Source organism: Pseudomonas sp. MPB03 (genome assembly GCF_046605385.1).
Classification (GTDB): Bacteria; Pseudomonadota; Gammaproteobacteria; order Pseudomonadales; family Pseudomonadaceae; genus Aquipseudomonas; species Aquipseudomonas zanjanensis.
In genome coordinates this window covers 1,389,242-1,415,365 of the sequence record NZ_CP176770.1, presented here as the reverse complement: position 1 = coordinate 1,415,365, position 26,124 = coordinate 1,389,242, and the positions used below count along the sequence as shown (strand labels likewise).

Sequence of the window (26,124 nt, the reverse complement as noted above, 5' to 3'; positions counted from 1 at the left end):
CAAAATGTGGGAGCGAGCTTGCTCGCGATAGCGGTGGGTCAGTCAGCACCTTTATCAACTGACTGTCCGCTATCGCGAGCAAGCTCGCTCCCACAGGTTTTTTGGTTAAAATGCCGGCCTTTTCACCACCCATGCCGCTGGAACCGCCGTGAGCAAAGACCCCGATCGTCTATTCGCCCAACCCCTGGCCCAAGTGCCGGACTTCGCCTTCAACGAGGACGTGGTGCGGGTGTTCCCGGACATGATCAAGCGTTCCGTGCCGGGTTACCCGACCATCGTCGAAAACCTCGGCGTGCTCGCCGCGCAATTCGCCCAGCCCAATAGCGTGCTCTACGACCTTGGCTCGTCCCTGGGCGCCGTGACCCAGGCCCTGCGCCGTCATGTGCGCACCGACGGTTGCCGGGTGATCGCGGTGGATAACTCGGCGGCGATGGTCGAACGCTGCCGTGAATACCTCAACGGCCAGGACTCGATGTTCCAAGAGCTGCTGCCGGTGGAAGTGATCGAAGGCGACATCCTCGCCCTGGCGTTCCAGCCGGCCTCGGTGGTGGCGCTGAATTTCACCCTGCAATTCATCGCGCCGGACCAACGCACCGCACTGTTGAGCCGCATTCGCCAGTCCTTGCTGTCGGGCGGAGCCCTGATCCTCTCGGAAAAGCTACGCTTCAACGACGCCGAGGAACACGCCCTGCTCACCGACCTGCACGTGGCGTTCAAGCGCGCCAACGGCTACAGCGAACTGGAAATTGCCCAGAAACGCAGCGCCATCGAAAACGTCATGAAGCCCGACAGCCTCGAAGAACACCGCGAGCGCCTCTTGGCGGCCGGGTTCTCGAAAGTCGTGCCGTGGTTCCAGTGTCTTAACTTCGCCTCGTTGATTGCCCTGCCATGATCGATCTGTCCCCCCTCGCCCGCCATCTGGCCGGCACGCCCCTGGCCGATTGGGCCGCGACGCTGCAGACGCAACTCGACAGCAAGATGGAAAAGGGCCACGGCGACCTGGAGCGCTGGCAAAGCGCGCTCGATGCGCTGCCGGTCTTGCAACCCACCACCGTCGACCTGCTGAACGGCCTGACGCTCGACGCTGATTGCTCCGACGAAACCCGTGGGCAAATGCGTACCGCGCTGATGGGCCTGTCACCCTGGCGCAAAGGGCCGTTCGACCTGTTCGGCGTGCACGTGGACACTGAATGGCGCTCGGACTGGAAGTGGTCGCGGGTGGCCCCGCACTTGGACCTCAAGGGCAAGCGCATTCTCGATGTGGGCTGCGGCAACGGCTACTACATGTGGCGCATGCTCGGCGCCGGGGCTGACACGGTGATCGGCGTTGATCCCAACTGGCTGTTCTTCTGCCAGTTCCAGGCGGTGCAGCGCTACCTGTCGCAGCCCAACGCCTGGCATCTGCCGTTCCCCTTCGAGGCCCTGCCAGCGGAACTGGAAGGCTTCGACACCGTGTTTTCCATGGGCGTGTTCTACCACCGTCGCTCGCCGATCGAACACTTGCTGGCCTTGAAGGATTGCCTGGTCAAGGGCGGTGAACTGGTGCTGGAAACCTTGGTGATCGAAGGCGACGAACACCAGGTGCTGGTGCCCGAAGACCGCTACGCGCAGATGCGCAACGTGTGGTTCCTGCCGTCGGTCCCGGCCCTGGAACGCTGGCTGCGCCGCGCCGGGTTCAGCGATGTGCGTTGCGTGGACGTGAGCCTGACGACCGTGGAAGAACAGCGCAGCACCGAATGGATGAAATATCAGTCCCTGAGCGACTTCCTCGACCCCGCCGACCACAGCAAGACCATCGAAGGGCTGCCTGCGCCGATGCGGGCGGTGATTGTGGCGCGTAAATAACCAGTCCAAGCACCACAAAACCCTTGTGGGAGCGAGCTTGCTCGCGATGGCGACCTGACATTCAACAGAGATGTCGCCTGACAGACCGCTATCGCGAGCAAGCTCGCTCCCACAGGGGGTCAGTGTTCAGTCTGAAGGTTTGGCTCTTCGGGCCTTGAAGAACTCGCTAAGCACCGTACTGCACTCCTCAGCCAACACCCCGCCCTCGAACAGCACCCGATGGTTCAGGAAGCCCTGGCTGAAGAACTGCCCCTGGCTCTGCACGATGCCGGCCTTGGGCTCCAGGGCGCCATAGACAACCCGGGCGATGCGTGAATGGACGATCAAGCCGGCGCACATGCTGCACGGTTCCAGCGTCACGTACAGCGTGCTGCCGGGCAGGCGATAGTTGCTCACGGCCTGGGCGGCGGCGCGGATCGCGACCATTTCGGCGTGGGCGCTGGGGTCGTGACCACTGATCGGGCAATTGAAGCCGCGCCCAATGATTTCACCGTCCTGCACCAGCACTGCGCCCACCGGCACTTCGCCCAGGGCGGCGCCTTGTGCGGCAAGGGCCAGGGCTTCGCGCATGAAGTCCTGGTCACGGCTGCGGTCGATGATCTTGGCGGGGCGAATCTGGCGCATCACGCCACCTCGATGGCGGCCATCAGGCCGGTTTCCATGTGGTCGATCACATGGCAGTGGAACATCCACACGCCTGGATTATCCGCCACCAGCGCCACCTGCGCCCGCTCGTTCTTGCCCAGCAGGTAGGTATCGGTGAAATACGGCACGACCTTGTGCCGGTTCGACGCAATCACCTTGAAGCTCATGCCGTGCAAATGGATCGGGTGCTGGTACTGGGTCATGTTCTTCAATTCGAAAATGTAGCTCTGGCCTTTCTTCAGCGTGGCGATCGGCCGGTCGGCGCAGGTCTTGTCGGTGATGTCCCAAGCCTTGCCGTTGATTTGCCACAGGCTTGGCGGTTTGCCGTTGTCGACATTCACCGACACCGAGCCGACCCATTCGAAATTGAAGTTGAGTCTCTCGGCATTGGCCAGGTCCGGCTCGGCCACCGGGTTGGGCGGCAATGCTGGCGGCCATGGGGTCGGCGCGTCATTGTTGGGCACCGAACGCAGCGTACCCAGGCGCACCGGGCCGTTGCGCAGCGATAACGCCTCGCCAGCCGGCGGTGCCTTGATCGCCAGGCAAATGCGCATGCCTGGCCCCAGCCAGTATTCCTTGCCCAACGGGCGCGGTTCGATGGGGTTGCCATCCAGCGCATAGATCTGCGCTTCAGCACCGGGGATGTTGATGCGGTACGTCAGGGTGTTGTCGAGGTTGAGCAAACGCACCCGGGTGATCTGCCCGGCCGGCAGATCGATCACCGCCTGTGGCACGCCGTTGATGGTCGACAGCCGTCCGGCCGTGCCGCCACGGGCCGCCTCGCGAGGAATGCTGAACGCGACAAACTCGCCCTGCTCATCCACATGCCAGCTCTTGAGGCTCAGGGTCTGCTCGTATTTGAAACCGGTGGGCTCGCGCTCTTCGATGATCAACGGCCCCACCAGCCCACGCCCGAGTTCTTCGCTGCTGTTGACGTGGGGGTGATACCAATAGCTGCCGGCGTCCGGCACACGGAATTTGTAATCGAAGTACTCGCCCGGCAGCACCGGCAGTTGCGAGACATAGGGCACGCCGTCCATCTCCAGCGGCAAACGGATGCCGTGCCAATGAATGGTGGTGGCGACCGGCAGATGGTTGATGAAACGAACCCGCAACCATTCGCCCTGGCGCACCCGCAACTCGGTACCCGGTGCCGAGGGGCCAAACGCCCAGGCCTGGGTCTTGTGCCCGGCCACCAGCTCCACATCCAAGGGCGCGGCGATCAATTCATAGTCGTGACCGGCCTCGGCATCAGCCATCTTCCCCAGCCAATACCGCGACGCGCCGCCTGCACCCACACCAACGACAACAAGACCGGCCAGGCCACCGAGTATTTGGCGACGGGTAAAGGACATGAACGCAACCACCTATTGAATCCGCGCGAACCGTTGGGCCCGCAAAAGGCGAATACGATACACCCGCAGATGAGAAACGGTAAGGAAACCAAGATGAAAAAAACGTGTGGACGTTATTCCACAGCATTTTCCCGACAGGAGAACGGATCGAGCGTTCAGTGTGTTTTTACACCACGCGGCGTAAAAAAAGCCAACGCCGCCGCGACGATGAACAAGGCCGGCACATCGCCGAGCAAATGACCGTAGTGAGACGCCCCATCCATCCCGACGCCAAACGACTGAACAGCCATGATTGCGCCGTGCACGACGCTCGACCACACGGTGAACCCGATCAGGCTCAGGTGCTTCATCGGCTCGCGGGACGCCGTCAGCAGGAACACGCCGAGCGTTGCGTAAATACCGACGATCATCAGCGGATAATCGGAATGGCCGCTATGCCACGCCCAGCCGGACGGCCATAGGAGCATCAATGGCCAGATCGCGAAGACGGCGATCAGACCGACCACGATCAAAACGATGCGCAAGGCGGCGAGTTTTTGAGTGTCATTCATGGCGGCTCCTTATTGCGATGTGCTTGCCACCGCAATGGCTGCCAGGAGTATAGAACGCGTGAGGAACTCCCACCGATCTCCCTCGTGCCGAAGCGCTTTTGTGGCTTTCACTGGGCTGCGCAGCAGCCCAAAATCATCATTGCGGTGTGCCAGATTGATTTAGCCTGTTTGGATTGGGGGCGCTTCGCACCCCAGCGGGAGCAAGCTCCCTCGCCACGGTTTTGGGCGTTGATGGGGCGATGAGGTATGCCTTCCAGATCCCATCATTGCAAACACCGAGGGTTTCCACGCCGAACCGCTTTTGTGGCGAGGGAGCTTGCTCCCGCTGGGCCGGTCCGACGCTTCGGGCGCAGCAGCCCCCGACAACTAGCCCGGCAAGCCGGTAATCAGATGCACCACGCCGTTGTCGAGCGTCATCACGCCCGTCACACCGGCCTCGCTCAACCCGACCCGGTCTATCCGTGCCACATCCCGCAATTCCACCCGCAGCCGCGTCAACGCCACGGGCTGATGGGACTTGAGGTTTGCCGCGCCACCCAACCCGGCAATGATGGCCGGCGCCAGCCCTTCAATCGCTGCCGGTCGATTGGGCTCTTCGGGTACCAGGTCCGGGGTCAGTGCTTTCCAGAAGGCCTGTTGTAGTTTGTCGAACATGCTCAATGCTCCATGGCCAGGGTGGCCGGGTTGGCCGTGGATGAGTAACTACGCAGGAGGTCACGCACCTGCTCCGCGCTGTCCTGGCCCAAGGCCTCTTGGGCCAGCGTTCGGCACTCGCTCAGGTTCCATTCACGCACGCAGGCCTTGATCGCCGGAATCAGCGGCACACTGACTGACAACTCGTCCACGCCCAACCCCAACAACAGCGGCACCGCCAGGGGTTCCGAGGCCAGCGCGCCACACACTCCGACCCATTTGCCATGGGCGCGAGCGGCCTCGACCGTACGGGCGATCAGGCGCAACACCGAGGGGTGCAGGCTGTCGGCCTGGCTGGCCAAACGTGGATGGTCACGGTCCATGGCCAGGGTGTATTGGGTCAGGTCGTTGGTGCCGATGGAAAAGAAATCCACCTCAGGGGCAAACAGATCGGCCATCAGCGCCGCCGCCGGCACTTCGATCATGATGCCCAGCTTCGGCGCCTGCGTGAGTCCCAACTGACGGACCTCCTCATCCAGCATCTGCCGCGCCAGGCGCAGCTCCGCCAGGTGCGTGACCATGGGCAACATGATGTGCAGCCGTGCCAACCCCGAACAGGCGAGCATTGCCCGGAATTGTTCGCGCAATAACTGGGGTCGCTCCAGGCACAAGCGAATGCCGCGCATGCCCAGGAATGGATTGGCCTCATGCGCCATCGGCACGTAAGCCAGCGGCTTGTCCCCACCCACGTCGAGGGTGCGAACCACCAGGTTGCGCTCAGGTCCGAGAACCCGGGCGACGGCGCTGTACAGGGTCGCTTGCTCGTCGTGGCCAGGTGGGTGGGCGCGATCCAGGTAGAGCAGTTCGGAGCGCAACAGTCCCACACCTTCGCCTCCAAGGGCCATGGCCTGCTCCACGTCTCGCAGCGACCCGACATTGGCACTGACCTCGACTCGATGGCCGTCCAGGGTACGAGCCGCCAGGGCCGACTGCTCCAGGTCTCGCTGATGTCGCTGGCGCTGCCGCTCAGCCGCGGCCTGGCGTTGCTCGATCAAGGCTTGATCCGGGTTCACGTGCAGTTCACCGCTATCAGCGTCCAGCAGTACCCGAGTGCCGTTCTCCAGGGCCAATACGTCTTGCGCCACGCCACACAACGAGGGCAGGCCCAGCGCACGGGCCAGGATCGCGACATGGCTGGTGGCGCCGCCGCCCACGGTGACAAACCCGGCGATGCGTGAGGTGTCGAGGCTGGCGGTCTGGGAGGGCGTCAATTGCTCGGCCACCAGAATCGCCTGTTCGGGCAGGTTCCAGGCGTTGTCCTGCACGCCCAGGATCAATTTGAGTACCCGCTGCCCGACATCGGCCAGGTCCGTTGCGCGCTCGGCCAGCAGAGCGCTGCCCAATTGCAGGAACAGCGCGGCGCTTGCCTCGGTAGCGGTTTTCCAGGCGAAGGCCGCGCTCTTGCCCGCGGCGATCAAGGCTTGGGCCTGCTCCAGCAAGGTGGGGTCTTCGAGCAATTCTTGATGGGCACGAAAAATCTGTGCCTGGACGCTGCCTGCCGCCTCGCCCTGTAATGCTTTCAAGGCTTGCGTCGCCTGCTCCAGTGCTTGATCCAGGGCCGCCTGCTCGGCCTCGATGCCGACGCCCGCCACCTCGATGTCCAAGACCTGGGAAGCGATCTGGACCACTTCACCAAACGCCGAGCCGGGCGATGCGCAGACACCCCGCAGCCGGCCGGGCATCGAGGGTTCGATGGCGGTGATCGGCTCCAGTGTTAGCGGCGCTTGCACTGTTTCGCCGCACCCTGACAGCAGCATTTGTTCCAGCGCTTCGATGGCCTGCCCAGCCTGGGCACCGGCGGCGCTGATCTGCACACTGTCGCCCTTGGCCGTCTGCAACGCCATGATCGCCACCAGGGATTTGGCGTTGGCGCTGGCTTGCTGCTTATGCAGTTGGATATGGGCGTCGAAGCCCTTGGCCGCCTGGGCGAACACCGCGGCAGGACGGGCGTGCAGGCCACTTTCATTGGGCACGACCAGCCGCCGGGAAAACAGCACCGTGCCCGGCTGCGCCTCGTCGGCCGCTCCCTGCTCATCTGAGCGCACCTGCAACAACGGCACGCCGCTCTCGATGCCAGTGGCCTCGTCCACGAGCAGGCTGAAGGGTTCGCCACTGACCACCAGCATCAGCGTCAACAGACTGCGCGCGTGCAAGGCGATGTAGTCGGCATCGAAATCGATCAGCGGCTGACCGGCCTCGACCCGTTGCCCCATGGTCACCCGCGAGGTGAACCCCTTGCCCGCCAGGTTGACCGTGTCCAGGCCGATATGCATCAGCACCTGGACACCGTTGTCAGCGGTGATACTCACCGCATGGGCGCTGTCCTGGAGCGTGCCGACGACACCGGACAGCGGCGCGCAAAGGGTTTGCGAGGTCGGATCGATACAAATGCCATCCCCCACCACACGGCTGGAGAAAACCGGATCCGGCACGCTGTCCAAAGGCATCAAGACCCCGGACAGCGGTGCGAGCAATTGCAAGGATTGCGTTGTGTTCATGACTTCACCTGCTGCTGTCTGTTCTTTTTCGCATCGCGGGTACGCCGATCAGCGACCCGCGCGTGCACGGGTCATTTCCACCAGTATTCGACCTGCAGGCCCACGTTGGAACCATGCCGCGCCCCACCAAACGCACCGGTGTCGGACAGCGCCGAGCCGGCCGCCAACTCATTGGCTGCACGCTGGGCAGCCGCGTTCCAACTGGCGTAGGTGTAATAGAGCCGTATTTCCGGGCGCGCCCAGAATTCCGGGCCCTTGGGCGACCAGGTGGGGGCAAAGGTGAACTTGCTCAGCTTGCGTGTTCCATCGTTGGCCTGCACCTGGTCGTGGCCCAGTTCGGCCACCAGCTTGAACTGATCGGTGATGGCGTACGCCGGGCGAACTCCCAATGACAGCCAGTCCTGGTCGGTGCCGTCGGGGCGGATGTCCTTCTGGTACACCGCCTGCACCTGCCCGCCGAAACGCGGCGTGACCTGCCAATCGAAAAACTCCACCAGACGATAGCTCTTGTTGCCGTCGTCCAGCCCGGTGTCGCCGGTATAACCCAGCCCGGTGCCGGGGCCCTCGCCGTATTGCAAGGCCAGTTTATTCTTGCCACCCAGGAAGTCCTGTTGCACATGCTGGGCGGTCAAGGCCCAACCGCGGTGGGCGTCACGACGGTTCGCCCGGTCGATGAAGCTCAAGCCAAATTCCAACTCGCCGCCAGGGTTGGTCCTGAACCCGGCGACGTTGAAGTCATGCCGGTTGACCGGGTCTTTCTGGTAGAGGTTGTCCTTGCGCGAGAAGGCGTAGCTGTATTTCAGCCCGCCGATCAGCACGTCCTCGATCCCGCCACCAGTGGCGCTCTGGTTCCAGTAGTAGAAATCCGAAATATGGATGTCGTTGCGTTTGTAATACCGCCGGCCGGCCCACAACGACCCGCCGTTCAGGCTGGGCATGTTCGACCATTGGGCATACATCTGCGGCATGCGCGCCGCCCCGTTTTCACCCTGGAAGGTCGGCGTGCGGTCGTAGCGGTTGTACAGCGACGCCATGCCGTCCACGCTCAACACCGAGCCATCGTCGAGGATGAACAGATCCTGGCGCAGCTCCAACTCCCCGTACTGCTCGCACTCGTTGCCCAGCCGATATTTAGTCTGCGCCCCAGGCAACTGGAAACAGGATTGGGAACGGCCATTGGTCGCGCTGCCGACGCCACTGCGCAAATAACCGGAAAACTCCAGCGCCTGAACCGGAAACGGCAGGGCCAGGCAGATACAGGACGCGGCCAGGCCACGGTTTATTATTGTTTTCATACGCCTCTCCATTGTTTCTTATTGTTGTTTGCTCCATGACTTCCCCCCTTGTTTGCCGTTTGGCCGGCGACAAAGGGCCCACGATGCGTCTGGCGCAACGTGTTCGCTTTCAGGCATTGCCTGGGTCAGGGAAAGTTTTTTATTCAGTCGCTCAGGTGCAGCACGAACGACTCGTAGGGCCGCAGGCGCAGCCGTCGGTATCGGTGTTCACCCGCTTCGTAGTTGCCAATCACCCAGCGTTGTTTCGTCTCTTGGGTGAGGACCCCTTCGGGCAGCTCCACCTCGCAGTCGCCCCCATAAAAATGGCTGACCACCAGCAGGCGCTCCCCCTGCCCTTCGCGCAGGTAGGCCCACACGTGCGGATGTTCGGGCAATAGCAAGCGATAGACGCCGTCCTGGATCAAGGCTTCGCTGCGACGCAGGGCGATCAGCTCGCGGTAGTAATGCAGCACCGAGGTCGCGTCTTTTTGTTGTTGCTCGACGTTGATGAACGCGGCGTTGGCAGGCACGCCAATCCAGGGTTCGACCCGACTGAACCCCGCGTTCGGCCCAGCGCTCCATTGCATTGGCGTGCGCCCGTTGTCACGGGACTTCTGCATGATTGGCGCCATGGCCTCGGCTTCGGGAACTCCGGCGTTGCGCTTGAGGCGATAGATGTTCAGGGTTTCCACATCGCGGTATTGCTCGATGTGATCGAAGCCCGGATTGGTCATGCCCAGCTCCTCGCCCTGGTACACGAACGGCGTGCCCTGGAGAAAATGCAACGCCGTGGCGAGCATCTTCGCCGAAGGCACGCGGTACTCACCGTCGTCGCCAAACCGCGACACCACTCGCGGCTGGTCATGGTTACACCAGAACAGCGCATTCCAGCCGCCACTGGCCTGCATGCCGACCTGCCAGTCGGACAGGATGCGTTTGAGTTCGAGAAAGTCGAAGTCGGCCCGCACCCACTTTTGCAGGTTCGGGTAGTCCACCTTCAGGTGATGGAAATTGAAGGTCATCGACAGTTCGCGGGAAGCCGGGCATGAATAACGAACACAGTGCTCGAGGCTGGTGGACGACATCTCGCCAACGTTGATCAGGTCGAAACCCTCGAAGACTTCCCGGTGCATTTCCTGCAAGTAGCGATGCACATTGGGACCGTCGGTATAGAAACGCCGGCCGTCGGTGTGGTCGTCAGGAAAGTCGGCCGGCTTGGAAATCAGGTTGATCACATCGAGACGGAAGCCCCCCACGCCCTTGTCCCGCCAGAAACGCATCATCTTGAACACTTCGGCGCGGACCTGGGGGTTGTCCCAGTTCAAGTCGGCCTGGGTATGGTCGAACAGGTGCAGGTAATACTGGCCAGTCTGGGCCTCGTACTCCCAGGCCGAGCCACCGAACTTGGACTCCCAGGTGTTCGGCTGGTCCCGCCAGATATAAAAATCGCGGTACGGGTTGTCGAGGCTGCTGCGGGCGGCCTGGAACCAGGGGTGCTCGATGGAGGTGTGATTGACCACGATGTCGAGCATCAGCTTGATACCGCGCTTGCGCGCCTCGGCGATCAACAATTCGCAATCGGCCATGGTGCCGTAGCTGGGGTCGATGGCGTAGTAGTCGCTGATGTCGTAGCCATTGTCCCGTTGCGGCGAACGCAGGAACGGCGTCAGCCACAGGTAGTCCACACCCAGCCAGTGCAAGTAGTCGAGCTTGTCCACTACCCCCAGCAAATCACCGGTGGCCTGGCCGCCATGGCTGTAGAAACTCTTGGGGTAGATCTGGTAGATCACCGAACGTTGCCAGTCTTGCATGTGCGTTCCCTTCAGTCTGTTTTGTACCGGCCCCACAGGCCTCATCGCGGGCGAGCCCGGCTCCCACAGGGCTTAGGCCACCCGATAGCCCGGCCGGACGATCTTCATGCTCAACGCGCAGGTCAGGGCAAAGGGCACGCTCATGGCGATGACCATGCCGACCACGAACATCGGTATGTAGTCCGGCACGATGGAAATGAACCCCGGCAGGCCTCCCACGCCAATCGCCGAGGCCTTGATCTTGTTCAACGACAGGAAAATACAGCCCAGGGCCGAGCCGGCCAGGGCGCAATAGAAGGGGAATTTGTAGCGCAGGTTGACCCCGAACATCGCCGGTTCGGTGATGCCGAAATAAGCGGAAATCGCCGAGGTGGACGCCATGCTCTTGTCCCGCGCATTGCGGGTCATGTAGAACACCGCCAGCGCCGCGCTGCCCTGGGCCAGGTTGGACATGACGATCATCGGCCAGATGAAGGTGCCGCCCTGGGTTGAGATCAATTGCAAGTCCACCGCCAGGAACATGTGGTGCATGCCGGTCACCACCAGCGGCGCATAAAGCAGGCCGAAGATCGCCCCGCCAATCACCGGTGCCAGGTCGAACAGCGCCACCATGCCTTCGGTGATCAGGATGCCCAGGTGGCGGGTGACCGGACCGATGATGGCGAGGGCCAGCACCCCGGTAATCACGATGGTGGTAATGGGGATTACCAGCAATTGGATGGCGTTGGGCACCCTGGCCCGCAACCATCGCTCGATCACGCTCATGACATAGGCCGCCAGCAGGATCGGCAGGATCTGCCCTTGGTAGCCGACTTTCTCGATCCGGAACCAGCCGAAGATATCGAAATACGGCAGGCTCTGGCCGTCCAGTCCCGCCACGGCCTTGCCGTAGTTCCAGGCGTTGAGCAGGTCCGGGTGGACGAGCATCAGGCCCAGCACGATGCCAAGGATCTCGCTGCCGCCGAAACGCTTGGCCGCCGACCAGCCCACCAAGGCCGGGAGAAAGACGAAGGAGGTGTTGGCCATGAGGTTGATCAGGCTCCAGACGCCGTCCAGGTTCGGATAGGCATCGAGCAACGTCTGCCCGGCAATGAACATGCCCTTGGCGCCCAGCAGGTTGTTGACGCCCATCAGCAGGCCGGCGATCACCAGGGCGGGCAGAATGGGCATGAACACATCGGAGAGCACCCGCACCAGGCGCTGCATGCCGTTGCCCTTCTGCGCGCCCTGGCGCTTGACGTCGGCGATGGTCGCGGCGGCCAGGCCGGTCAGCTCGCGCAGGGCGGCGTAGACCTTTTCCACCTCGCCGGGGCCAATGACCACCTGGAACAGGCCTCCGGTGAAAAACGAGCCCTTGACCAGGTCGATCTGGTTCAGCGTGGCACTGTCCACCCGGGCCGCGTCCTTGAGGGACAGGCGCAGGCGCGTCACGCAGTGGGCGGCCTGCTCGATATTGTCGACGCCACCCAAGCTGTGCAGCAGCTCGCTGGCGATTCTGGAGTAATCGTGGCTCATGCTTTTTTCTTCCGCGTCATTCTTGTTATTGAGAGTCGACAGCACGTGGAAGAGAAAGTACTCGTCTGTACGAGTTAAATCAACAACTCGTACAGACGAGTTATGTTTTTGTTTATGATGAGCCCCCGACTGTCCCGGAAACGTCCTACGCTCCTGTGGTCAAACGGTGACAGCTGAATGGACAAATCCCCCACTTGGCCCGTAAGGTTCCGCCCCGGTGAACAGCGCGGTACAGAGCCCCCCATGAGCAAATACAACCAGATCTACAACGATCTGCTGACCAGCATTACCACCGAACGCCTGGAGCGAGGCGCCCGCCTGCCCTCCGAAACCGAATTGATGGACAGCTATCAGGCCAGTCGTGGCACGGTGCGCAAGGCCATCGAGCAACTCCAGGAGCGCGGCTTCGCCCAGAAGATCCATGGCAAGGGCACCTTCGTGCTGTCCACCCAGCCCATCGAATTCCAGCTCGGCGGCATCGTCAGTTTCCAGGAGACCTACCCGCGCCTGGGCAATGACGTCAGTACCGAAGTGGTCGAGTTCAGCCAGTTACCGTTGGAAGGCGCGCTGCTCGAGCACATCAAGGCCCCCGCCGGCAGCCAGGTCACCTGCATCAAGCGGGTCCGGCGAATCGACGGCAAGCGCGTGATCCTGGACATCAACCACTTCGTCAGCGACGTGATCCCCGGCCTGACCCGCGACATCGCCGTGCAGTCGATCTACGCTTTCATCGAACAGACCCTGCAACTGCAAATCGCCTACGCCCAGCGCACCATCGAAGCGGTCCGCTGCGGCAAGGACGACCAGCAGCACTTGGACCTCGAAGGCCAAAGCCATGTCATCGTGGTGAGTAACCAGACCTTTCTCCAGGACGGCCGGCAGTTCGAGTACACCGAATCGCGGCATACGCTGGATAAGTTTTATTTTTCGGATGTGGCGCGGCGGTGAAATCGGCGGTGGCCGCCTGAGTGGCGGCCAGGGCGTGCTTCAGTAGTTCCCGACGTGGGTTGCCCACTGCATCATGAATGAATCAGTTTGGCCGACGGCACCGCGCGGCGGACGTCGCCCAGAGCGCTAAGCACTGCCTTGGCTGCATCTGGAGCATCGCGAGTGAATTCAAGCGCCAGCCGCCCAGACCGACCAATGCCTACCAGCGCATCGTCGCAGCCAGCTTCACCCAATCGCTCGACCAGTCCATACGGGTCACGGTTATCTTCAGCAAGCTGGTATTTCAAGGTAAAGGTATATTCCATTGTTCTGTTCCTCAGCATCGTTATGCGACAGCGTTTCGCGAGGCATGCCGGCGAAATTCCCGCGGGGCTTCGCCGGCCGATGATAAGCACTTCTCGGTGCCCGATGAGGCGGGGAATCGTAGCGAAAGGTGACTGAACCGCCAGGCGACATTCCCTAACAGGGAGCGAAGGACAAGCGTGGGCAAGCCAGGGACAACAATAGGAAATTTGGCATGGATGGGCGCAGACCGCTTGGAACCGCCTCTATCCCTGTGGCGAGGGAGCTTGCTCCCGCTGGGATGCACAGCAGCCCCAACCCCTCATCGCGGTGTGTCAGGTTGATCCTACCCGCTTGAATTGGGGGCGCTTCGCACCCCAGCGGGAGCAAGCTCCCTCGCCACGGTTGCGTGTTTGGCTGGCAATGACGCGAGCCTTTCAAGTCTCATCACGTCAGTGACAAAGTGCTGATCCAGCAACTGAAGTATCTGGAAGCCGACCGCGTGCTGGCGCGGACCGACTACAAGGAGGTGCCGAACCCCAAAGCGCCAAAAGCCCGCAATCAAGCGGGCTTCAGGGTGTTCCTTGCTAGAGGCTACCGGTCAGCGCCGGACGCCCCATCACTCCCACTCAATCGTCGCCGGTGGCTTGCTCGACACGTCATACGTCACGCGAGAAATGCCTTCGATTTCATTGATGATCCGCCCGGAAACAGTCTCCAGCAGCTCGTACGGCAGGTGTGCCCAGCGCGCGGTCATGAAGTCGATGGTTTCCACGGCGCGCAGGGCGACGACCCAGGCGTAGCGACGGCCATCGCCGACCACGCCCACCGATTTCACCGGCTGGAACACCACGAACGCCTGGCTGACCTTGTGGTACCAGTCGGCCTTGCGCAGTTCTTCGATGAAGATGTGGTCGGCGCGACGCAGCAGGTCGGCGTATTCCTTCTTCACTTCACCGAGGATCCGCACGCCCAGGCCCGGGCCCGGGAATGGGTGGCGGTAGACCATGTCGTACGGCAGGCCCAGTTCCAGGCCGAGGCGACGCACTTCGTCCTTGAACAGTTCGCGCAGCGGCTCGACCAGCTTGAGGTTCATCTCTTCCGGCAGGCCACCGACGTTGTGGTGGGACTTGATCACGTGGGCCTTGCCGCTCTTGGCGCCGGCCGACTCGATCACGTCGGGGTAGATGGTGCCCTGGGCCAGGTACTTGATGTTGTCCAGCTTGCAGGATTCGGCATCGAACACGTCGATGAAGGTGCGGCCGATGATCTTGCGTTTCTTCTCCGGGTCGGACTCGCCGGCCAGGTTGTTCAGGAACTGCTCTTCGGCGTTGGCGCGGATCACCTTGACGCCCATGTTCTCGGCGAACATGGCCATCACTTGCTCGCCTTCGTGCAGGCGCAGCAGGCCGTTGTCGACGAACACGCAGGTCAGCTGGTCGCCGATGGCCTTGTGCAGCAGCGCGGCAACCACCGAGGAGTCAACGCCGCCGGACAGGCCCAGCAGCACGTTGTCGGTGCCGACCTGGGCGCGGACCTGGGCGATGGCGTCTTCAGCGATCTTCGACGGGGTCCACAGGGCTTCGCACCCGCAGATGTCGAGGATAAAACGCGACAGGATCCGGCCGCCCTGCTTGGTGTGGGTCACTTCAGGGTGGAACTGCACGCCGTAGTAGCGGCGGTCATCGTTGAACATGCCGGCAATCGGGCAGCTCGGGGTGCTGGCCAGGATGTGGAAGTCTTCCGGCATCTTGGTGACCTTGTCACCGTGGCTCATCCACACGTCCAGGCCGAACAGGCCATCGGCGTCGACGTGGTCCTCGATACCGTCCAACAGGCGGCTCTTGCCGACCACGTCGACGCGGGCGTAACCGAACTCACGCAGGTCCGAACCTTCGACCTTGCCGCCCAGCTGTTCAGCCATGGTCTGCATGCCGTAGCAGATACCGAAGACCGGCACGCCCAGGTCGAACACGGCTTGCGGGCAGCGCGGGCTGTCGGCTTCGTGCACGGACTCGGGGCCGCCGGCGAGGATGACGCCTTTCGGAGCGAATTCGCGAATCGCTTCGTCATCCATGTCGAACGGATGCAGCTCGCAGTACACGCCGATCTCACGCACGCGGCGGGCGATCAGTTGGGTGTACTGGGAACCGAAGTCGAGGATCAGGATGCGGTGAGCGTGAATGTCGAGGGCCATGACTCATTCTCATGTAGTGAATCAGAAACAACTCGGGGCTGAATGAACAGCCCCGGTGATTAACGTTTTGCTGGAAGCCTTAACCTACACGGTAGTTCGGCGCTTCCTTGGTGATCTGCACGTCGTGGACATGGGACTCGGCCATGCCGGCGCCGGTGATGCGCACGAATTCCGGCTTGGTGCGCATCTCTTCGATGTCGGCGCTGCCGGTGTAGCCCATGGAAGAACGCAGGCCGCCCATCAGTTGATGGATGATGGCGCTCAGGGTGCCTTTGTATGGCACACGACCTTCGATACCTTCCGGCACCAGCTTCTCGGCACCCGCGGAGGAGTCCTGGAAGTAACGGTCGGAAGAGCCCTGGGCCTGGGACATGGCGCCCAGCGAACCCATGCCGCGATAAGCCTTGTAGCTACGGCCCTGGAACAGCTCGATCTCGCCCGGCGCTTCTTCGGTACCGGCGAACATCGAACCCATCATCACGCAGTAGGCACCGGCAACGATGGCCTTGGACAGGTCACCGGAGAAACGGATACCGCCGTCGGCGATCAACGGCACGCCAGTGCCTTCAAGGGCAGCGGCGACGTTGGCGATGGCGCTGATCTGCGGCACGCCGACACCTGCGACGATGCGGGTGGTGCAGATCGAGCCAGGGCCGATACCGACCTTGACGGCGTCGGCGCCGGCGTCGGCCAGGGCCTTGGCGGCTGCGCCGGTGGCGATGTTGCCACCGATCACCTGCACGTCAGGGAAGTTCTGCTTGACCCAGCGAACGCGGTCGATCACGCCTTTGGAGTGACCATGGGCGGTGTCGACCACCACCACGTCAACGCCGGCATTGACCAAGGCGGCGACGCGGTCACCGGTGTCCTTGCCGGTGCCGACGGCGGCGCCGACGCGCAGGCGACCTTGGTCGTCCTTGCTCGCCAGCGGGTAGGCCTTGGCTTTTTCGATGTCGTTGACGGTCATCATGCCCTTGAGGGCGAATTTGTCATCGACGATCAGCACGCGCTCGATGCGGTGCTTGTGCAGCAACTCGCGGACGTCGTCCTTGCTGGTGCCTTCCTTGACCGTGACCAGGCGCTCTTTAGGCGTCATCACTTGGCGGACGGACGCATCCAGGCGGTTCTCGAAACGCACGTCGCGGGAGGTGACGATGCCGACCAGGTCGCCATCGTGCAGCACCGGAACGCCAGAGATATTGTGCATGCGGGTCAGTTCGAACAGGTCCCGGACCGTGGCGTCAGCCTCGATGGTGATCGGATCCTTGACCACGCCAGCCTCGAACCGCTTGACCTTGCGCACTTCGGCGGCCTGCTGTTCGATGGTCATGTTCTTGTGGATGATACCGATACCGCCTTCCTGGGCCATGGCAATGGCCAGACGGGCTTCGGTCACGGTGTCCATGGCAGCGGAAACCAGGGGGATATTCAGTTCGATGCCACGGGTGAGACGGGTTTTGAGACTGACTTCGTTAGGCAGTACCTCGGAATAACCGGGCACTAGGAGAATGTCGTCGAAGGTCAGAGCTTCTTGGCTGATACGCAGCATCGCGGGGGCTCCCGAGCGGGAAAATGGAAGCGCGCCATTATACTCATGCACCCCGTCTGGCTCAATGTAAAACTCTGTCTATTATTGGCGGGGTGATTGACGGGGCTGATCACTGCGCTCCGGTCATACACCGAACCCGTGGCGAGGGAGCTTGCTCCCGCTCGGTCGCGCAGCGGCCGCAGACATCTTGGGGCCGCTTCGCAGCCCAGCGGGAGCAAGCTCCCTCGCCACAGGGATTGCATGCTTCCTCACATTACAACTCCACCCTCACCCAACTCACCGGCTGATCCAGCCAATCGGCGAATTCATCGAGGAATTCCTGCTTGAACCCCGCCTCCAGCCAGTTATTGAAGATGAACCCCAGGTTGGAAAAGCCGCACGGCTGCAGGAACAGAAAGCCATTGATGTCATCTTCATGACCGCACTCGGGACAGGTGAAGTTGTCGGTGCGCCCTGGCATCCAGTCCTCCAGGCTTTCGAACAGCGCTTCGCCAATCTCCCGGCGACACTCGGCGCAACCGGCTTCTTCAAGAAAGCCCTTGGCCGGCGTATAGATGCAGCGCTTGGTGATGATCTCCAGGCCATTGACCGGCTCGCCGAACGGCAGTGCGTCGGGATGCAGCACCACGTCGCGGGCACCGGGGGCGATGGCGTGGGCCATGCGACTGCCGGTGCGCCCGCAGGTGGTCAGTTGTTCTTCGACGATGTTCTTGCGCACCAGCCAGCGCACGATTGCCCGGGCCCGAGGCTCGTGGACCGGCAGATTGGAAATTTTCGGGACGATGATGCTTTGCGAATTCATGGCGAGGCCTGGAGGTTTCCCTGGCGGTTCTTATAAAGGGCCGGCAGCTTAATCCCTGGCTGGGCCAGGTCAAGCACTCAGGTAGCGCCCGATCAAGGCGATACCGCTGGCGAGCACCAGCCAGGTGACCAGTCGCACGAACGCTTCGCGCGACAACTTCATGGTCAAGCGATGGCCCACCCACAACCCCAGCGCCATGGCCGGCAACAAACACAGCGCCAGTACCAACAAGGGTAGCTCGGCATACACCCCGGCGATGATAAACAAGCTCAAGCGCACCACGGTACTGCAACTGATCAAGGCACTTTGCGTGGCACGGGCCGAGTCCTTGGGCAGGCGACTGTTGAGGTAGATGGCATACAAAAAGCCGCCACTGCCAAACAACGCCCCGAACATCCCGCCCACGGTGCCCATTGGAAACGCCCACGACGAAGACAGCTGCGTCGGCCGGGTCTTTATCAACAGGCTGTAGATGGCATAAGCGCAGATGAACAGCCCCATCAACAACAGCAACAAGTCGGACTTGAGGTTGAGCAGGAAAATCACCCCGAGAGTGCAACCCAGCGCCATGCACGGCAGCAACCGCAGCAGTTCCGGCCGGGACACGTCCCGACGCGAGGGCAACAAATTGCCGAAAGCCGCGACAAAATCGAGCAAGACCAGCAGCGGGACGATTTTCGACAGGGGCATGAACAACAGCAGGATCGGCGCCGCCACCAGCGCCGTGCCAAACCCGGCGATGCCGAACACGATGTAGGCCAGGACAATGGCCGAGGCGATCACCAGCCATTCCATCGGGGCAAATGCCCACTGGCCCAACCATGGGAGAAGATTCATCCGGCACTTCCTTGATGAGGAGAGCGGGGACTTTAGCCAGATGATGGGGGGACATCCAGCATTTGTGGTGATCGGTCTGTCGCTATCGCGAGCAAGCTCGCTCCCACACTTGATCTTCGGTGCGACATGGATCCCCTGTGGGAGCGAGCTTGCTCGCGATGCAGACAACCCGGTCCATTTGTCTGCACACTATTGGAGAATCCCCTTATCATGCCGCCCATGATTAAAGATCCCTTTGCCCGACTGGGCCTGGACCGCGAAGTCCTGACTGTCAGCCAGCTCAACGGCCGCGCGCGGGTGTTGCTCGAAGACGTGTTCAGCAACATCTGGGTCGAGGGCGAGATCTCCAACCTTGCCCGCCCCGCCTCCGGCCACGTGTACTTCACCCTCAAGGACAGCGGCGCCCAGGTGCGTTGCGCGCTGTTCCGACAGAACGCCGCACGGGTGCGCCAGGCTCTGAAAGACGGCTTGGCGGTGAAAGTGCGCGGCAAGGTTTCGCTGTTCGAGGGCCGTGGCGACTATCAATTGATCCTCGACACCGTGGAGCCGGCCGGCGATGGCGCCCTGCGTCTGGCCTTCGATGCCCTGAAGGAAAAGCTCAGCGCCGAAGGCCTGTTCAGTGCCGAGCGCAAGGTGCCGCTGCCAGCCCATCCGCAACGCATCGGCATCATCAGCTCGCCTACCGGCGCGGTGATCCGCGACATCATCAGCGTGTTCCGCCGCCGCGCGCCGCAGATATCCCTGACCTTGATTCCCACCGCCGTGCAAGGCCGCGAAGCTACCGCGCAAATCGTCCGCGCCCTGAAACTGGCCGATGCCCGCGGTTTCGATGCGCTGATCCTGGCCCGGGGCGGCGGTTCGCTGGAAGACTTGTGGTGCTTCAACGAAGAAGCCGTGGCCCGGGCGGTGGACGCCTGCGTCACGCCGATCGTCAGCGCCGTGGGCCATGAAACCGATGTCTCCATCAGTGACTTCGTCGCTGACGTCCGCGCCCCGACCCCGTCCGCCGCCGCCGAACTGCTGGCGCCGGATGCCGGCGACCTGGTGCGCCGGGTCGAAAGCCTGCATCGCCGGCTGGTGATGCGCATGCGCGACCGGCTGATGCGCGATCAACTGCGCCTCGAGGGTCTTACCCGGCGCTTGCGCCATCCCGGTGAACGCCTGCGCCAGCAGGCCCAGCGCCTCGACGACCTGGACATGCGCATGCGCCGGGCCTTCGAACGCAGCCTCAATACTCGCCGCGAACGGCTGATCCGCCTGGAAACCCGCCTGGCCGGGCAGCATCCGGGGCGCCAACTGGCGATGTTGCGCCAGCGCCTGGACAGCCTCGCCGAACGCCTGCCCCGGGCCATGCGCGAAGGGCTCAAGACGCGACGCGTGCAATTGCACAACCAGATGCAGACGCTGCACATCGTCAGCCCCCTGGCGACCCTCGGTCGCGGCTACAGCATCCTGCTCGACGAACGCGGCCATGCGATCCGCAGCGCCGGGCAAACCCAGACCGGCCAACGCCTGACCGCCAAGCTCGGCGAAGGCGAACTGCTGGTGCGGGTCGAAGACAATCACCTGACGCCGGTCACCCTTTCTTTACTGGATTGATTCATGCCGCGATATCTCGCCCCCTTGTTCCTGCTGTGCCTGACCGTCAACGCCCACGCTGACAGTTACATCACCCGCTTGCTGAACAAGCCGGTGCCCGGCGGTGTGGCCGTGGTGGACCTAGGCAGCGCGGCCCAGGCACCAAAAGCCACTTACCAGGGCAAACCGGTGCTGGTGGTCAAGGAACAACAGAACTGGCTGGCGATTGTCGGCATACCGCTGACGGTCCAGCCCGGCACCCAGCAGATCAGCAGCGCCGGCACGACCCAACCGTTCGTGGTCGGCTACAAGAAGTACCCCGAGCAGCACATCACCCTGAAGAACAAGCGCCAGGTCAATCCGAACCCGGCGGATCTCAAGCGCATCGACGCCGAGCTGGCGGTGCAACTGAAGGCTTACCGCAGCTTCAGCCCGAACATCCCCAGCAACCTGTTGCTGGACAAACCGGTCAACGGTCCGCTGTCGAGCAAGTTCGGCGTGCGCCGTTTCTTCAACGGCGAAGAACGCAACCCCCACGCCGGCCTGGACTTCGCCGTGCCCGCCGGCACGCCGATCAAGACCCCGGCCGCCGGCAAGGTGATCCTCACCGGCAATTACTTCTTCAATGGCAACACCGTATTCGTCGACCATGGCCAGGGCTTCATCAGCATGTTCTGCCACATGTCGAAGATCGATGTGAAGGTTGGCCAGCAACTGGCCCGGGGCACTGTGGTGGGCAAGGTCGGCGCCACCGGCCGGGCGACCGGGCCGCACATGCACTGGAACATCAGCTTGAATGATGCGCGGGTGGATCCGGCGATTTTTATCGGGGCGTTCCAGCCCTGAGTGTTTGTGGTGAGGCTACTGGCCTCATCGCGAGCAAGCTCGCTCCCACATGGGGATTCCAGTGAACATAACATTTGCAATCAACACAGATCCCCTGTGGGAGCGAGCTTGCTCGCGATGACGGCAGTCGCATCACCGTCTCCTGCGGATTGCCAAGCTAAAAACATCGACGCAATTTCCAGGAACCTAATCCAGAACATGCGCGATTAAATCCCGCAAATCAGTTCCAAAACAGAACTTCTCCCAATTTTTTCCGACTGCTTGCAACCCCCCGTCCACGCGGTTAGGGTTGAGGACATGAAAACCTCTCACACCCTCATCCAGCTTCGCCAGCACCGCAGCCTGTGCCTCGTCAGCGCACGACTGCCGGGCTGAATCGCGGCACCTCGTCCCGGCTGTAGAGCCACCCCCATTCGAACCACCGGCAGGCCGCCTTTTTCCGGCCACGACAATAAGGATTCCGCCCATGAGCATGCTCAAAGACCCGTCTTCGAAATACCGCGCCTTCCCGACCATCAACCTGCCGGATCGCACCTGGCCGTCGAAGACCATCACCGCCGCGCCGATCTGGTGCAGCTCCGACCTGCGCGACGGCAACCAGTCGCTGATCGAGCCGATGGACGCGGTCAAGAAGCTGCGCTTCTGGAAAACCCTGGTCGCGGTGGGCGTGAAGGAAATCGAAGCGTCGTTCCCGGCCGCGTCGCAGACCGACTTCGATTTCGTGCGCACCCTCATCAAGGAAGGCCACATCCCGGACGACACCACCATCCAGGTGCTGACCCAGGCCCGTGAAGACCTGATCGCCCGCACGTTCGAATCCCTGCGTGGCGCGAAAAAAGCCATCGTCCACCTGTACAACGCCACCTGCCCGTCGTTCCGCCGCATCGTGTTCAACCAGGACAAGGAAGGCGTGAAGGAAATCGCGGTGAACGCAGCCAAGCTGTTCGTCAAATACGCCGCCCAGCAGCCGGAAACCCAGTGGCAGTTCGAGTATTCGCCAGAGACTTTCAGCGCCACCGAGCTGGAATTCGCCAAGGAAGTCTGCGACGCCGTGATCGAAGTGTGGAACCCGACTCCGGAGCGCAAGGTGATCCTCAACCTGCCGGCCACCGTGGAAGTCGCCACCCCGAACATCTACGCCGACCAGATCGAGTGGTTCCACCGCAACATCACCCGTCGTGACAGCGTGCTCATCAGCCTGCACACCCACAACGACCGTGGCACCGGCGTGGCCGCTACCGAGCTGGGCCTGATGGCCGGCGCCGACCGTGTCGAAGGCTGCCTGTTCGGCAACGGCGAACGCACCGGCAACGTCGACCTGGTAACCGTGGCGCTGAACCTCTACACCCAGGGCATCAACCCCGGGCTGGACTTCTCCGACATCGACGGCGTGCGCAAAGTGGTCGAGGAATGCAACCAGATCCCGGTGCACCCGCGTCATCCGTACGTCGGCGACCTGGTTCACACCGCGTTCTCGGGCTCGCACCAGGATGCGATCCGCAAAGGTTTTGCCCAGCAGAAATCGGACACCCTGTGGGAAGTGCCGTACCTGCCAATCGACCCGGCCGATATCGGCCGCAGCTACGAGGCAGTGATTCGTGTGAACAGCCAGTCGGGCAAGGGCGGCATCGCCTACCTGCTGGAGCAGGAATACGGCATCAGCCTGCCCCGTCGCATGCAGATCGAGTTCAGCCAGGTGGTGCAGCGCGAAACCGATCGCCTGGGCCTGGAAATGACCGCCCAGCAGATCCACGCCCTGCTGCAGCGTGAATACCTGCAAGCCAACACCCCGTACGCCCTGGTCAGCCATCGCCTGCAGGAAGAAAACGGCAACAGCGCCGTGGAAGTGGAAGTGGCGAGCAAGGGCCAGGGCGAGACCAACCTGCACTGGCGCGGCCGAGGCAACGGCGCCCTGGAAGCACTGGTGGCTGGCCTGCCGATTCCGGTGGAGATCATGGACTACAACGAACACGCCATCGGCGCCGGCACCAACGCCAAGGCGGCGGCGTACATCGAACTGCGAGTCAACGGCGAGCGCGCGGTGCATGGTGTGGGCATCGATGAGAACATCACCACCGCGAGCTTCAAGGCGCTGTTCAGTGCGCTGAACCGTTCGCTGAGCCAGCCAGAGGCCAAGGCGGCTTGATCCAAGGCTGAAATGCAAAAAGGCCCTGGGGTGTGAACCTCAGGGCCTTTTTTGTTTGGCTGATGGTTTTGTGCGGCCTGTCAGGGCCTCATCGCGAGCAAGCTCGCTCCCACATCGGTATCTGTGTCCGCCTCAATTCCCTTGTGGGAGCGAGCTTGCTCGCGATGGCGGCCTGTCAGACAACCAAAATGTCAGGCATGGGTATCGATCGAAATAGTCATCGCCTGCAACAGCGCGGCCTGCAAGGTTTGCAAAGTCGCCTGGGTCGCCATGATCTGGGTCTGGATCGCCATGGTTTCCTGGGCTTTCTGCTCTTCATCGGCCCGGCTTTTTTGCACCCGGGCTAGCTGGGCTTGCTGTTCGGCCAGCAACTTCTGGGTCTGTTCGATCTGCTTCTTCAGTTGCTCGATGACATCGCCGCTGCCGCTGCTGCCACCCGCACCAGCGATATTCGCGCCGCTGGTGTCGACTGCCAGTTTCTTGTCCTTGTCTTCGCTGCTGTCAGTCGATGCCACTGGGCTGACTGCTTTCTCTTCTTCAGCCCCGCGGATGGAGACCTTTGGGGCCGACAATGGATAAGGGTTAACGGTGGTTGCGCTGATACTGGTCATAGGGACTCCTCCTTGGCTGACCCGTTATCGGCACCCGACAGCGTTCCTTGAGGCTGAATCGTTTCAATAAATGAATTCGAAGCGATCGGCATCCAGGTTCGCCGGAAACCGCGTGCGATACGCGGCCAGATCCGCCGCCTTCAAACACACCCTGAACACGCCATCGGCTTCGCCAGCGCTGAGCAAGCTCTCCCCCTGGAAATCCAGTACCTGGCTGTCCCCGGTGTAGGCGAAGCCCTTGCCATCGGTGCCCACACGGTTGACCGCCGCCACGTAGCACAGGTTTTCGATCGCCCGGGCCGGCAACAGCCGATTCCAGTGCTGTCGCCGCGCCCCGGGCCAGTTGGCGGTGTACAACAGCAGGTCGGTGTCCTCGGCATCACGGCTCCACGCCGGGAAGCGCAGGTCGTAGCAGATCAACGGCCGGATCCGCCAGCCCTGGAGTTCGAACAGCACCTGCTGGTCACCCGGTGTGTAGTGGTTATGCTCGCCGGCCATGCGGAACAGATGGCGCTTGTCGTAATGCAGCACTTCACCGTCCGGCCGCGCCCACAGCAAGCGATTGCGATGGCTGCCGTCGCCGGCCTGGATGATCACGCTACCGGTGATCACCGCGTCCAGTTTCGCCGCCTGCTCCTTGAGCCAACGGCTGGTGGGCCCGTGTTCAGGCTCCGCCAGGGTCTCGGACTCCATGGAGAAACCGGTGGTGAACATTTCCGGGAGGATGATCAGGTCAGCCCCGCGCGCCTGTTCGAGCAGCGCTTCGAAATGTTCCAGGTTGGCCTCGCGGTCATGCCAGGCCAAGGTGGTCTGGACCAGGGCAATGTCGAGGTCCGGCAACGCGCTCAAATCACGCATAGTTTTTCCGCCGCTTCGCGCAGCGTCTCCTCGCGTTTGGCAAAGCACAGGCGCACCAGGCGCTGGCCTTGCGGTGGGTCTTGGTAGAAAACCGAGATCGGAATGGTCGCCACGCCGTGTTCGCGGGTCATCCACAGCGCCATGTCGACGTCATTCAGGTCCGGGCGAATCTGGGAGTAATCCACCAGTTGAAAATACGTGCCGGTCACGCGCTTGAAACTGAACCGCGACGGGGCCAGCAAATCGCAAAACAGGTCACGCTTGGCCTGGTAGAAGTCCGGCAGTTCGTCGACGTGTTCCGGATGCTCGGCCATGAAGTCAGCCAGGGCGTACTGCAACGGCGTCACGCCGCAGAAGCTGACGTACTGGTGCACCTTGCGCAGCTCTGCGGTCAGCGCCGCTGGCGCCACCACGTAGCCGGTTTTCCAGCCGGTGACGTGGTAGGTCTTGCCGAACGAACTGACGACGAAGGCGCGGCGGTACAGCTCTTCATGGGCCAGGACACTGGCATGGGCGACGCCGTCGAACACCAAGTGCTCATAAACCTCGTCGCTGACCAGATAGATGTCGCGGTCGCGAATCAGCGCCGCCAATTGATCCAGTTCGGCGCGGCTGATCAGGGCGCCGCTAGGGTTGTGCGGCGAATTGAGGATGATCATGCGCGTGCGCGGGCTCAAGGCTTCGCCGAGTTTCTCGAAGTCGATGGCGAAGTCATCCAGGCCCAATGGCACATGCACGCAACGCCCACCGGCCAATTGCACGGAGGGCTCGTAACTGTCGTAGCTGGGATCGAAGACGATCACTTCGTCACCGCTGTGGACCACCGCTGCGATGGCACAGAAAATCGCCTGGGTCGCGCCAGGGGTCACGGTGACTTCCAGGTCGGCATCGACACTGGCGCCGTAGCTGCGGGCGATCTTCGCTGCGATCTGCTGGCGCAGCGCCGGCAGGCCGGTCATGGGTGAATATTGGTTGTGGCCTTGGGCGATGTGCCGACCGACCGCGTCGCGCAAGGCCTGCGGACCATCGAAATCGGGAAACCCCTGGGACAGGTTCAACGCGCCCGTCTGCGCGGCGAGCTGGGACATCTGTGTGAAAATCGTGATGCCGACGTTCGGCAACTTGCTGGTGATCATGGAGGGTCCCTGCTCTGCTCCCGGCTCTGGCACGGCGCGGGAGAGCTCGAGGATAGCCCAATCGCCGGGCATGAAAAAGGGTGCCGCCAAGGGCACCCTTTTCTTGTCACCGAATCGCAGGAAAACTCTGTGGCGAGGGAGCTTGCT

General features: G+C 62.3%; 21 protein-coding genes and 2 pseudogenes. 7 read left to right on the top strand and 16 right to left on the bottom strand.

All coding sequences use genetic code 11. The annotated features are described in order from the left end of the window. Positions 1-148: 148 nt before the first annotated feature. Together cmoA and cmoB are read left to right on the top strand one after the other, a co-directional pair. Positions 149-892 (top strand): carboxy-S-adenosyl-L-methionine synthase CmoA, encoded by a 744-nt coding sequence (gene cmoA, locus ACLH0I_RS06100; protein ID WP_411386564.1) that lies wholly within the window; start codon positions 149-151, stop codon positions 890-892. Next, on the top strand, positions 889-1,845 hold the full coding sequence (cmoB, locus tag ACLH0I_RS06095) for a tRNA 5-methoxyuridine(34)/uridine 5-oxyacetic acid(34) synthase CmoB (RefSeq protein WP_186705432.1): 957 nt from the start codon (positions 889-891) through the stop codon (positions 1,843-1,845). Before cmoA ends, cmoB begins: the two co-directional genes overlap by 4 nt. Before the next feature lie 126 nt (positions 1,846-1,971). On the opposite strand, the gene tadA is transcribed toward cmoB, so the two are convergent. The 8 genes from tadA to treP form a co-directional block, all read right to left on the bottom strand. Beyond that, positions 1,972-2,469, bottom strand: coding sequence for a tRNA adenosine(34) deaminase TadA (tadA, locus tag ACLH0I_RS06090; RefSeq protein WP_250964513.1), 498 nt, complete (start codon positions 2,467-2,469; stop codon positions 1,972-1,974). Next, complete coding sequence (locus ACLH0I_RS06085; RefSeq protein ID WP_411386563.1) at positions 2,469-3,845, bottom strand: multicopper oxidase family protein; 1,377 nt, start codon at positions 3,843-3,845, stop codon at positions 2,469-2,471. Before ACLH0I_RS06085 ends, tadA begins: the two co-directional genes overlap by 1 nt. A 155-nt stretch (positions 3,846-4,000) precedes the next feature. After that, positions 4,001-4,396, bottom strand: a complete 396-nt coding sequence (locus ACLH0I_RS06080; protein ID WP_411386562.1) for a DUF6632 domain-containing protein — start codon at positions 4,394-4,396, stop codon at positions 4,001-4,003. Positions 4,397-4,762: 366 nt separating this feature from the next. Beyond that, positions 4,763-5,050, bottom strand: a complete 288-nt coding sequence (locus ACLH0I_RS06075) for a PTS transporter subunit EIIB (RefSeq protein WP_411386561.1) — start codon at positions 5,048-5,050, stop codon at positions 4,763-4,765. A gap of 2 nt (positions 5,051-5,052) precedes the next feature. Continuing rightward, a complete protein-coding gene (ptsP, locus tag ACLH0I_RS06070; protein WP_411386560.1) occupies positions 5,053-7,587 on the bottom strand; it encodes a phosphoenolpyruvate--protein phosphotransferase in 2,535 nt (844 codons plus the stop codon). Positions 7,588-7,658: 71 nt separating this feature from the next. Continuing rightward, complete coding sequence (locus ACLH0I_RS06065) at positions 7,659-8,882, bottom strand: maltoporin (protein WP_411386559.1); 1,224 nt, start codon at positions 8,880-8,882, stop codon at positions 7,659-7,661. Between the two features lie 143 nt (positions 8,883-9,025). Then, positions 9,026-10,672: an alpha,alpha-phosphotrehalase gene (treC, locus tag ACLH0I_RS06060; protein WP_411386558.1), complete on the bottom strand. Its 1,647-nt coding sequence runs from the start codon at positions 10,670-10,672 to the stop codon at positions 9,026-9,028. Between the two features lie 72 nt (positions 10,673-10,744). Next, positions 10,745-12,187 (bottom strand): PTS system trehalose-specific EIIBC component, encoded by a 1,443-nt coding sequence (treP, locus tag ACLH0I_RS06055; protein ID WP_411386557.1) that lies wholly within the window; start codon positions 12,185-12,187, stop codon positions 10,745-10,747. Between the two features lie 243 nt (positions 12,188-12,430). On the opposite strand from treP, the gene treR reads away from it, so the two are divergent. Continuing rightward, positions 12,431-13,135, top strand: coding sequence for a trehalose operon repressor (gene treR / locus ACLH0I_RS06050; protein WP_411386556.1), 705 nt, complete (start codon positions 12,431-12,433; stop codon positions 13,133-13,135). An 80-nt stretch (positions 13,136-13,215) separates the two neighbouring features. On the opposite strand, the pseudogene ACLH0I_RS06045 reads toward treR, so the two are convergent. Then, a pseudogene (locus ACLH0I_RS06045) lies at positions 13,216-13,440 on the bottom strand (DNA-binding protein); the annotation flags it as partial. Between the two features lie 428 nt (positions 13,441-13,868). Between ACLH0I_RS06045 and ACLH0I_RS06040 the strand changes: the two are divergent. Further along, a pseudogene (locus tag ACLH0I_RS06040) lies at positions 13,869-13,952 on the top strand (winged helix-turn-helix transcriptional regulator); the annotation flags it as partial. Between the two features lie 84 nt (positions 13,953-14,036). On the opposite strand, the gene guaA reads toward ACLH0I_RS06040, so the two are convergent. From guaA to ACLH0I_RS06020, 4 genes are all read right to left on the bottom strand, one after another. Beyond that, the gene (gene guaA, locus ACLH0I_RS06035; RefSeq protein ID WP_045155136.1) at positions 14,037-15,614 is read right to left on the bottom strand and encodes a glutamine-hydrolyzing GMP synthase; all 1,578 of its coding nucleotides are present in this window, start codon (positions 15,612-15,614) and stop codon (positions 14,037-14,039) included. Positions 15,615-15,693: 79 nt separating this feature from the next. After that, on the bottom strand, positions 15,694-17,163 hold the full coding sequence (gene guaB / locus ACLH0I_RS06030; protein ID WP_186705413.1) for an IMP dehydrogenase: 1,470 nt from the start codon (positions 17,161-17,163) through the stop codon (positions 15,694-15,696). A gap of 253 nt (positions 17,164-17,416) precedes the next feature. Continuing rightward, positions 17,417-17,965: a sugar ABC transporter ATPase gene (locus ACLH0I_RS06025; protein WP_411386555.1), complete on the bottom strand. Its 549-nt coding sequence runs from the start codon at positions 17,963-17,965 to the stop codon at positions 17,417-17,419. 69 nt (positions 17,966-18,034) lie between these two features. Beyond that, complete coding sequence (locus tag ACLH0I_RS06020; RefSeq protein ID WP_411386554.1) at positions 18,035-18,802, bottom strand: sulfite exporter TauE/SafE family protein; 768 nt, start codon at positions 18,800-18,802, stop codon at positions 18,035-18,037. Positions 18,803-19,021: 219 nt separating this feature from the next. Between ACLH0I_RS06020 and xseA the strand changes: the two genes are divergently transcribed. The 3 genes from xseA to leuA all read left to right on the top strand — a co-directional run bounded on the left by xseA (position 19,022) and on the right by leuA (position 23,372). Beyond that, a complete protein-coding gene (xseA, locus tag ACLH0I_RS06015; protein ID WP_030139579.1) occupies positions 19,022-20,401 on the top strand; it encodes an exodeoxyribonuclease VII large subunit in 1,380 nt (459 codons plus the stop codon). Positions 20,402-20,404: 3 nt separating this feature from the next. Beyond that, positions 20,405-21,226, top strand: coding sequence for a peptidoglycan DD-metalloendopeptidase family protein (locus ACLH0I_RS06010; protein WP_186705409.1), 822 nt, complete (start codon positions 20,405-20,407; stop codon positions 21,224-21,226). A gap of 466 nt (positions 21,227-21,692) precedes the next feature. Next, entirely contained in the window at positions 21,693-23,372 is a 1,680-nt protein-coding gene (gene leuA, locus ACLH0I_RS06005) for a 2-isopropylmalate synthase (protein ID WP_411386553.1), read from the top strand. A 191-nt stretch (positions 23,373-23,563) separates the two neighbouring features. On the opposite strand, the gene ACLH0I_RS06000 is transcribed toward leuA, so the two are convergent. The 3 genes from ACLH0I_RS06000 to ACLH0I_RS05990 form a co-directional block, all read right to left on the bottom strand. Next, positions 23,564-23,983 carry a hypothetical protein gene (locus ACLH0I_RS06000; protein ID WP_411386552.1) on the bottom strand — a complete coding sequence of 140 codons (420 nt, stop codon included), beginning with the start codon at positions 23,981-23,983 and terminating at the stop codon, positions 23,564-23,566. A gap of 63 nt (positions 23,984-24,046) precedes the next feature. Further along, positions 24,047-24,841: an amidohydrolase gene (locus ACLH0I_RS05995; RefSeq protein WP_411386551.1), complete on the bottom strand. Its 795-nt coding sequence runs from the start codon at positions 24,839-24,841 to the stop codon at positions 24,047-24,049. Next, complete coding sequence (locus ACLH0I_RS05990; RefSeq protein ID WP_186705405.1) at positions 24,829-25,977, bottom strand: pyridoxal phosphate-dependent aminotransferase; 1,149 nt, start codon at positions 25,975-25,977, stop codon at positions 24,829-24,831. The genes ACLH0I_RS05995 and ACLH0I_RS05990 overlap by 13 nt, the downstream gene beginning before the upstream one ends. Positions 25,978-26,124 lie beyond the last annotated feature (147 nt).

What these genes read in the sequence shown, in the direction of transcription:
- leuA (WP_411386553.1), top strand. Translation starts at nt 21,693, where the DNA reads ATGAGCATGCTCAAAGACCCGTCTTCGAAATACCGCGCCTTCCCGACC.
- ptsP (WP_411386560.1), bottom strand. Translation starts at nt 7,587, where the DNA reads ATGAACACAACGCAATCCTTGCAATTGCTCGCACCGCTGTCCGGGGTC.
- ACLH0I_RS06085 (WP_411386563.1), bottom strand. Translation starts at nt 3,845, where the DNA reads ATGTCCTTTACCCGTCGCCAAATACTCGGTGGCCTGGCCGGTCTTGTT.
- ACLH0I_RS06025 (WP_411386555.1), bottom strand. Translation starts at nt 17,965, where the DNA reads ATGAATTCGCAAAGCATCATCGTCCCGAAAATTTCCAATCTGCCGGTC.
- ACLH0I_RS06075 (WP_411386561.1), bottom strand. Translation starts at nt 5,050, where the DNA reads ATGTTCGACAAACTACAACAGGCCTTCTGGAAAGCACTGACCCCGGAC.
- ACLH0I_RS06080 (WP_411386562.1), bottom strand. Translation starts at nt 4,396, where the DNA reads ATGAATGACACTCAAAAACTCGCCGCCTTGCGCATCGTTTTGATCGTG.
- ACLH0I_RS06010 (WP_186705409.1), top strand. Translation starts at nt 20,405, where the DNA reads ATGCCGCGATATCTCGCCCCCTTGTTCCTGCTGTGCCTGACCGTCAAC.
- tadA (WP_250964513.1), bottom strand. Translation starts at nt 2,469, where the DNA reads ATGCGCCAGATTCGCCCCGCCAAGATCATCGACCGCAGCCGTGACCAG.
- ACLH0I_RS05990 (WP_186705405.1), bottom strand. Translation starts at nt 25,977, where the DNA reads ATGATCACCAGCAAGTTGCCGAACGTCGGCATCACGATTTTCACACAG.
- cmoB (WP_186705432.1), top strand. Translation starts at nt 889, where the DNA reads ATGATCGATCTGTCCCCCCTCGCCCGCCATCTGGCCGGCACGCCCCTG.
- ACLH0I_RS06065 (WP_411386559.1), bottom strand. Translation starts at nt 8,882, where the DNA reads ATGAAAACAATAATAAACCGTGGCCTGGCCGCGTCCTGTATCTGCCTG.
- guaB (WP_186705413.1), bottom strand. Translation starts at nt 17,163, where the DNA reads ATGCTGCGTATCAGCCAAGAAGCTCTGACCTTCGACGACATTCTCCTA.
- treP (WP_411386557.1), bottom strand. Translation starts at nt 12,187, where the DNA reads ATGAGCCACGATTACTCCAGAATCGCCAGCGAGCTGCTGCACAGCTTG.
- treR (WP_411386556.1), top strand. Translation starts at nt 12,431, where the DNA reads ATGAGCAAATACAACCAGATCTACAACGATCTGCTGACCAGCATTACC.
- guaA (WP_045155136.1), bottom strand. Translation starts at nt 15,614, where the DNA reads ATGGCCCTCGACATTCACGCTCACCGCATCCTGATCCTCGACTTCGGT.
- ACLH0I_RS05995 (WP_411386551.1), bottom strand. Translation starts at nt 24,841, where the DNA reads ATGCGTGATTTGAGCGCGTTGCCGGACCTCGACATTGCCCTGGTCCAG.
- xseA (WP_030139579.1), top strand. Translation starts at nt 19,022, where the DNA reads ATGATTAAAGATCCCTTTGCCCGACTGGGCCTGGACCGCGAAGTCCTG.
- ACLH0I_RS06000 (WP_411386552.1), bottom strand. Translation starts at nt 23,983, where the DNA reads ATGACCAGTATCAGCGCAACCACCGTTAACCCTTATCCATTGTCGGCC.
- ACLH0I_RS06020 (WP_411386554.1), bottom strand. Translation starts at nt 18,802, where the DNA reads ATGAATCTTCTCCCATGGTTGGGCCAGTGGGCATTTGCCCCGATGGAA.
- treC (WP_411386558.1), bottom strand. Translation starts at nt 10,672, where the DNA reads ATGCAAGACTGGCAACGTTCGGTGATCTACCAGATCTACCCCAAGAGT.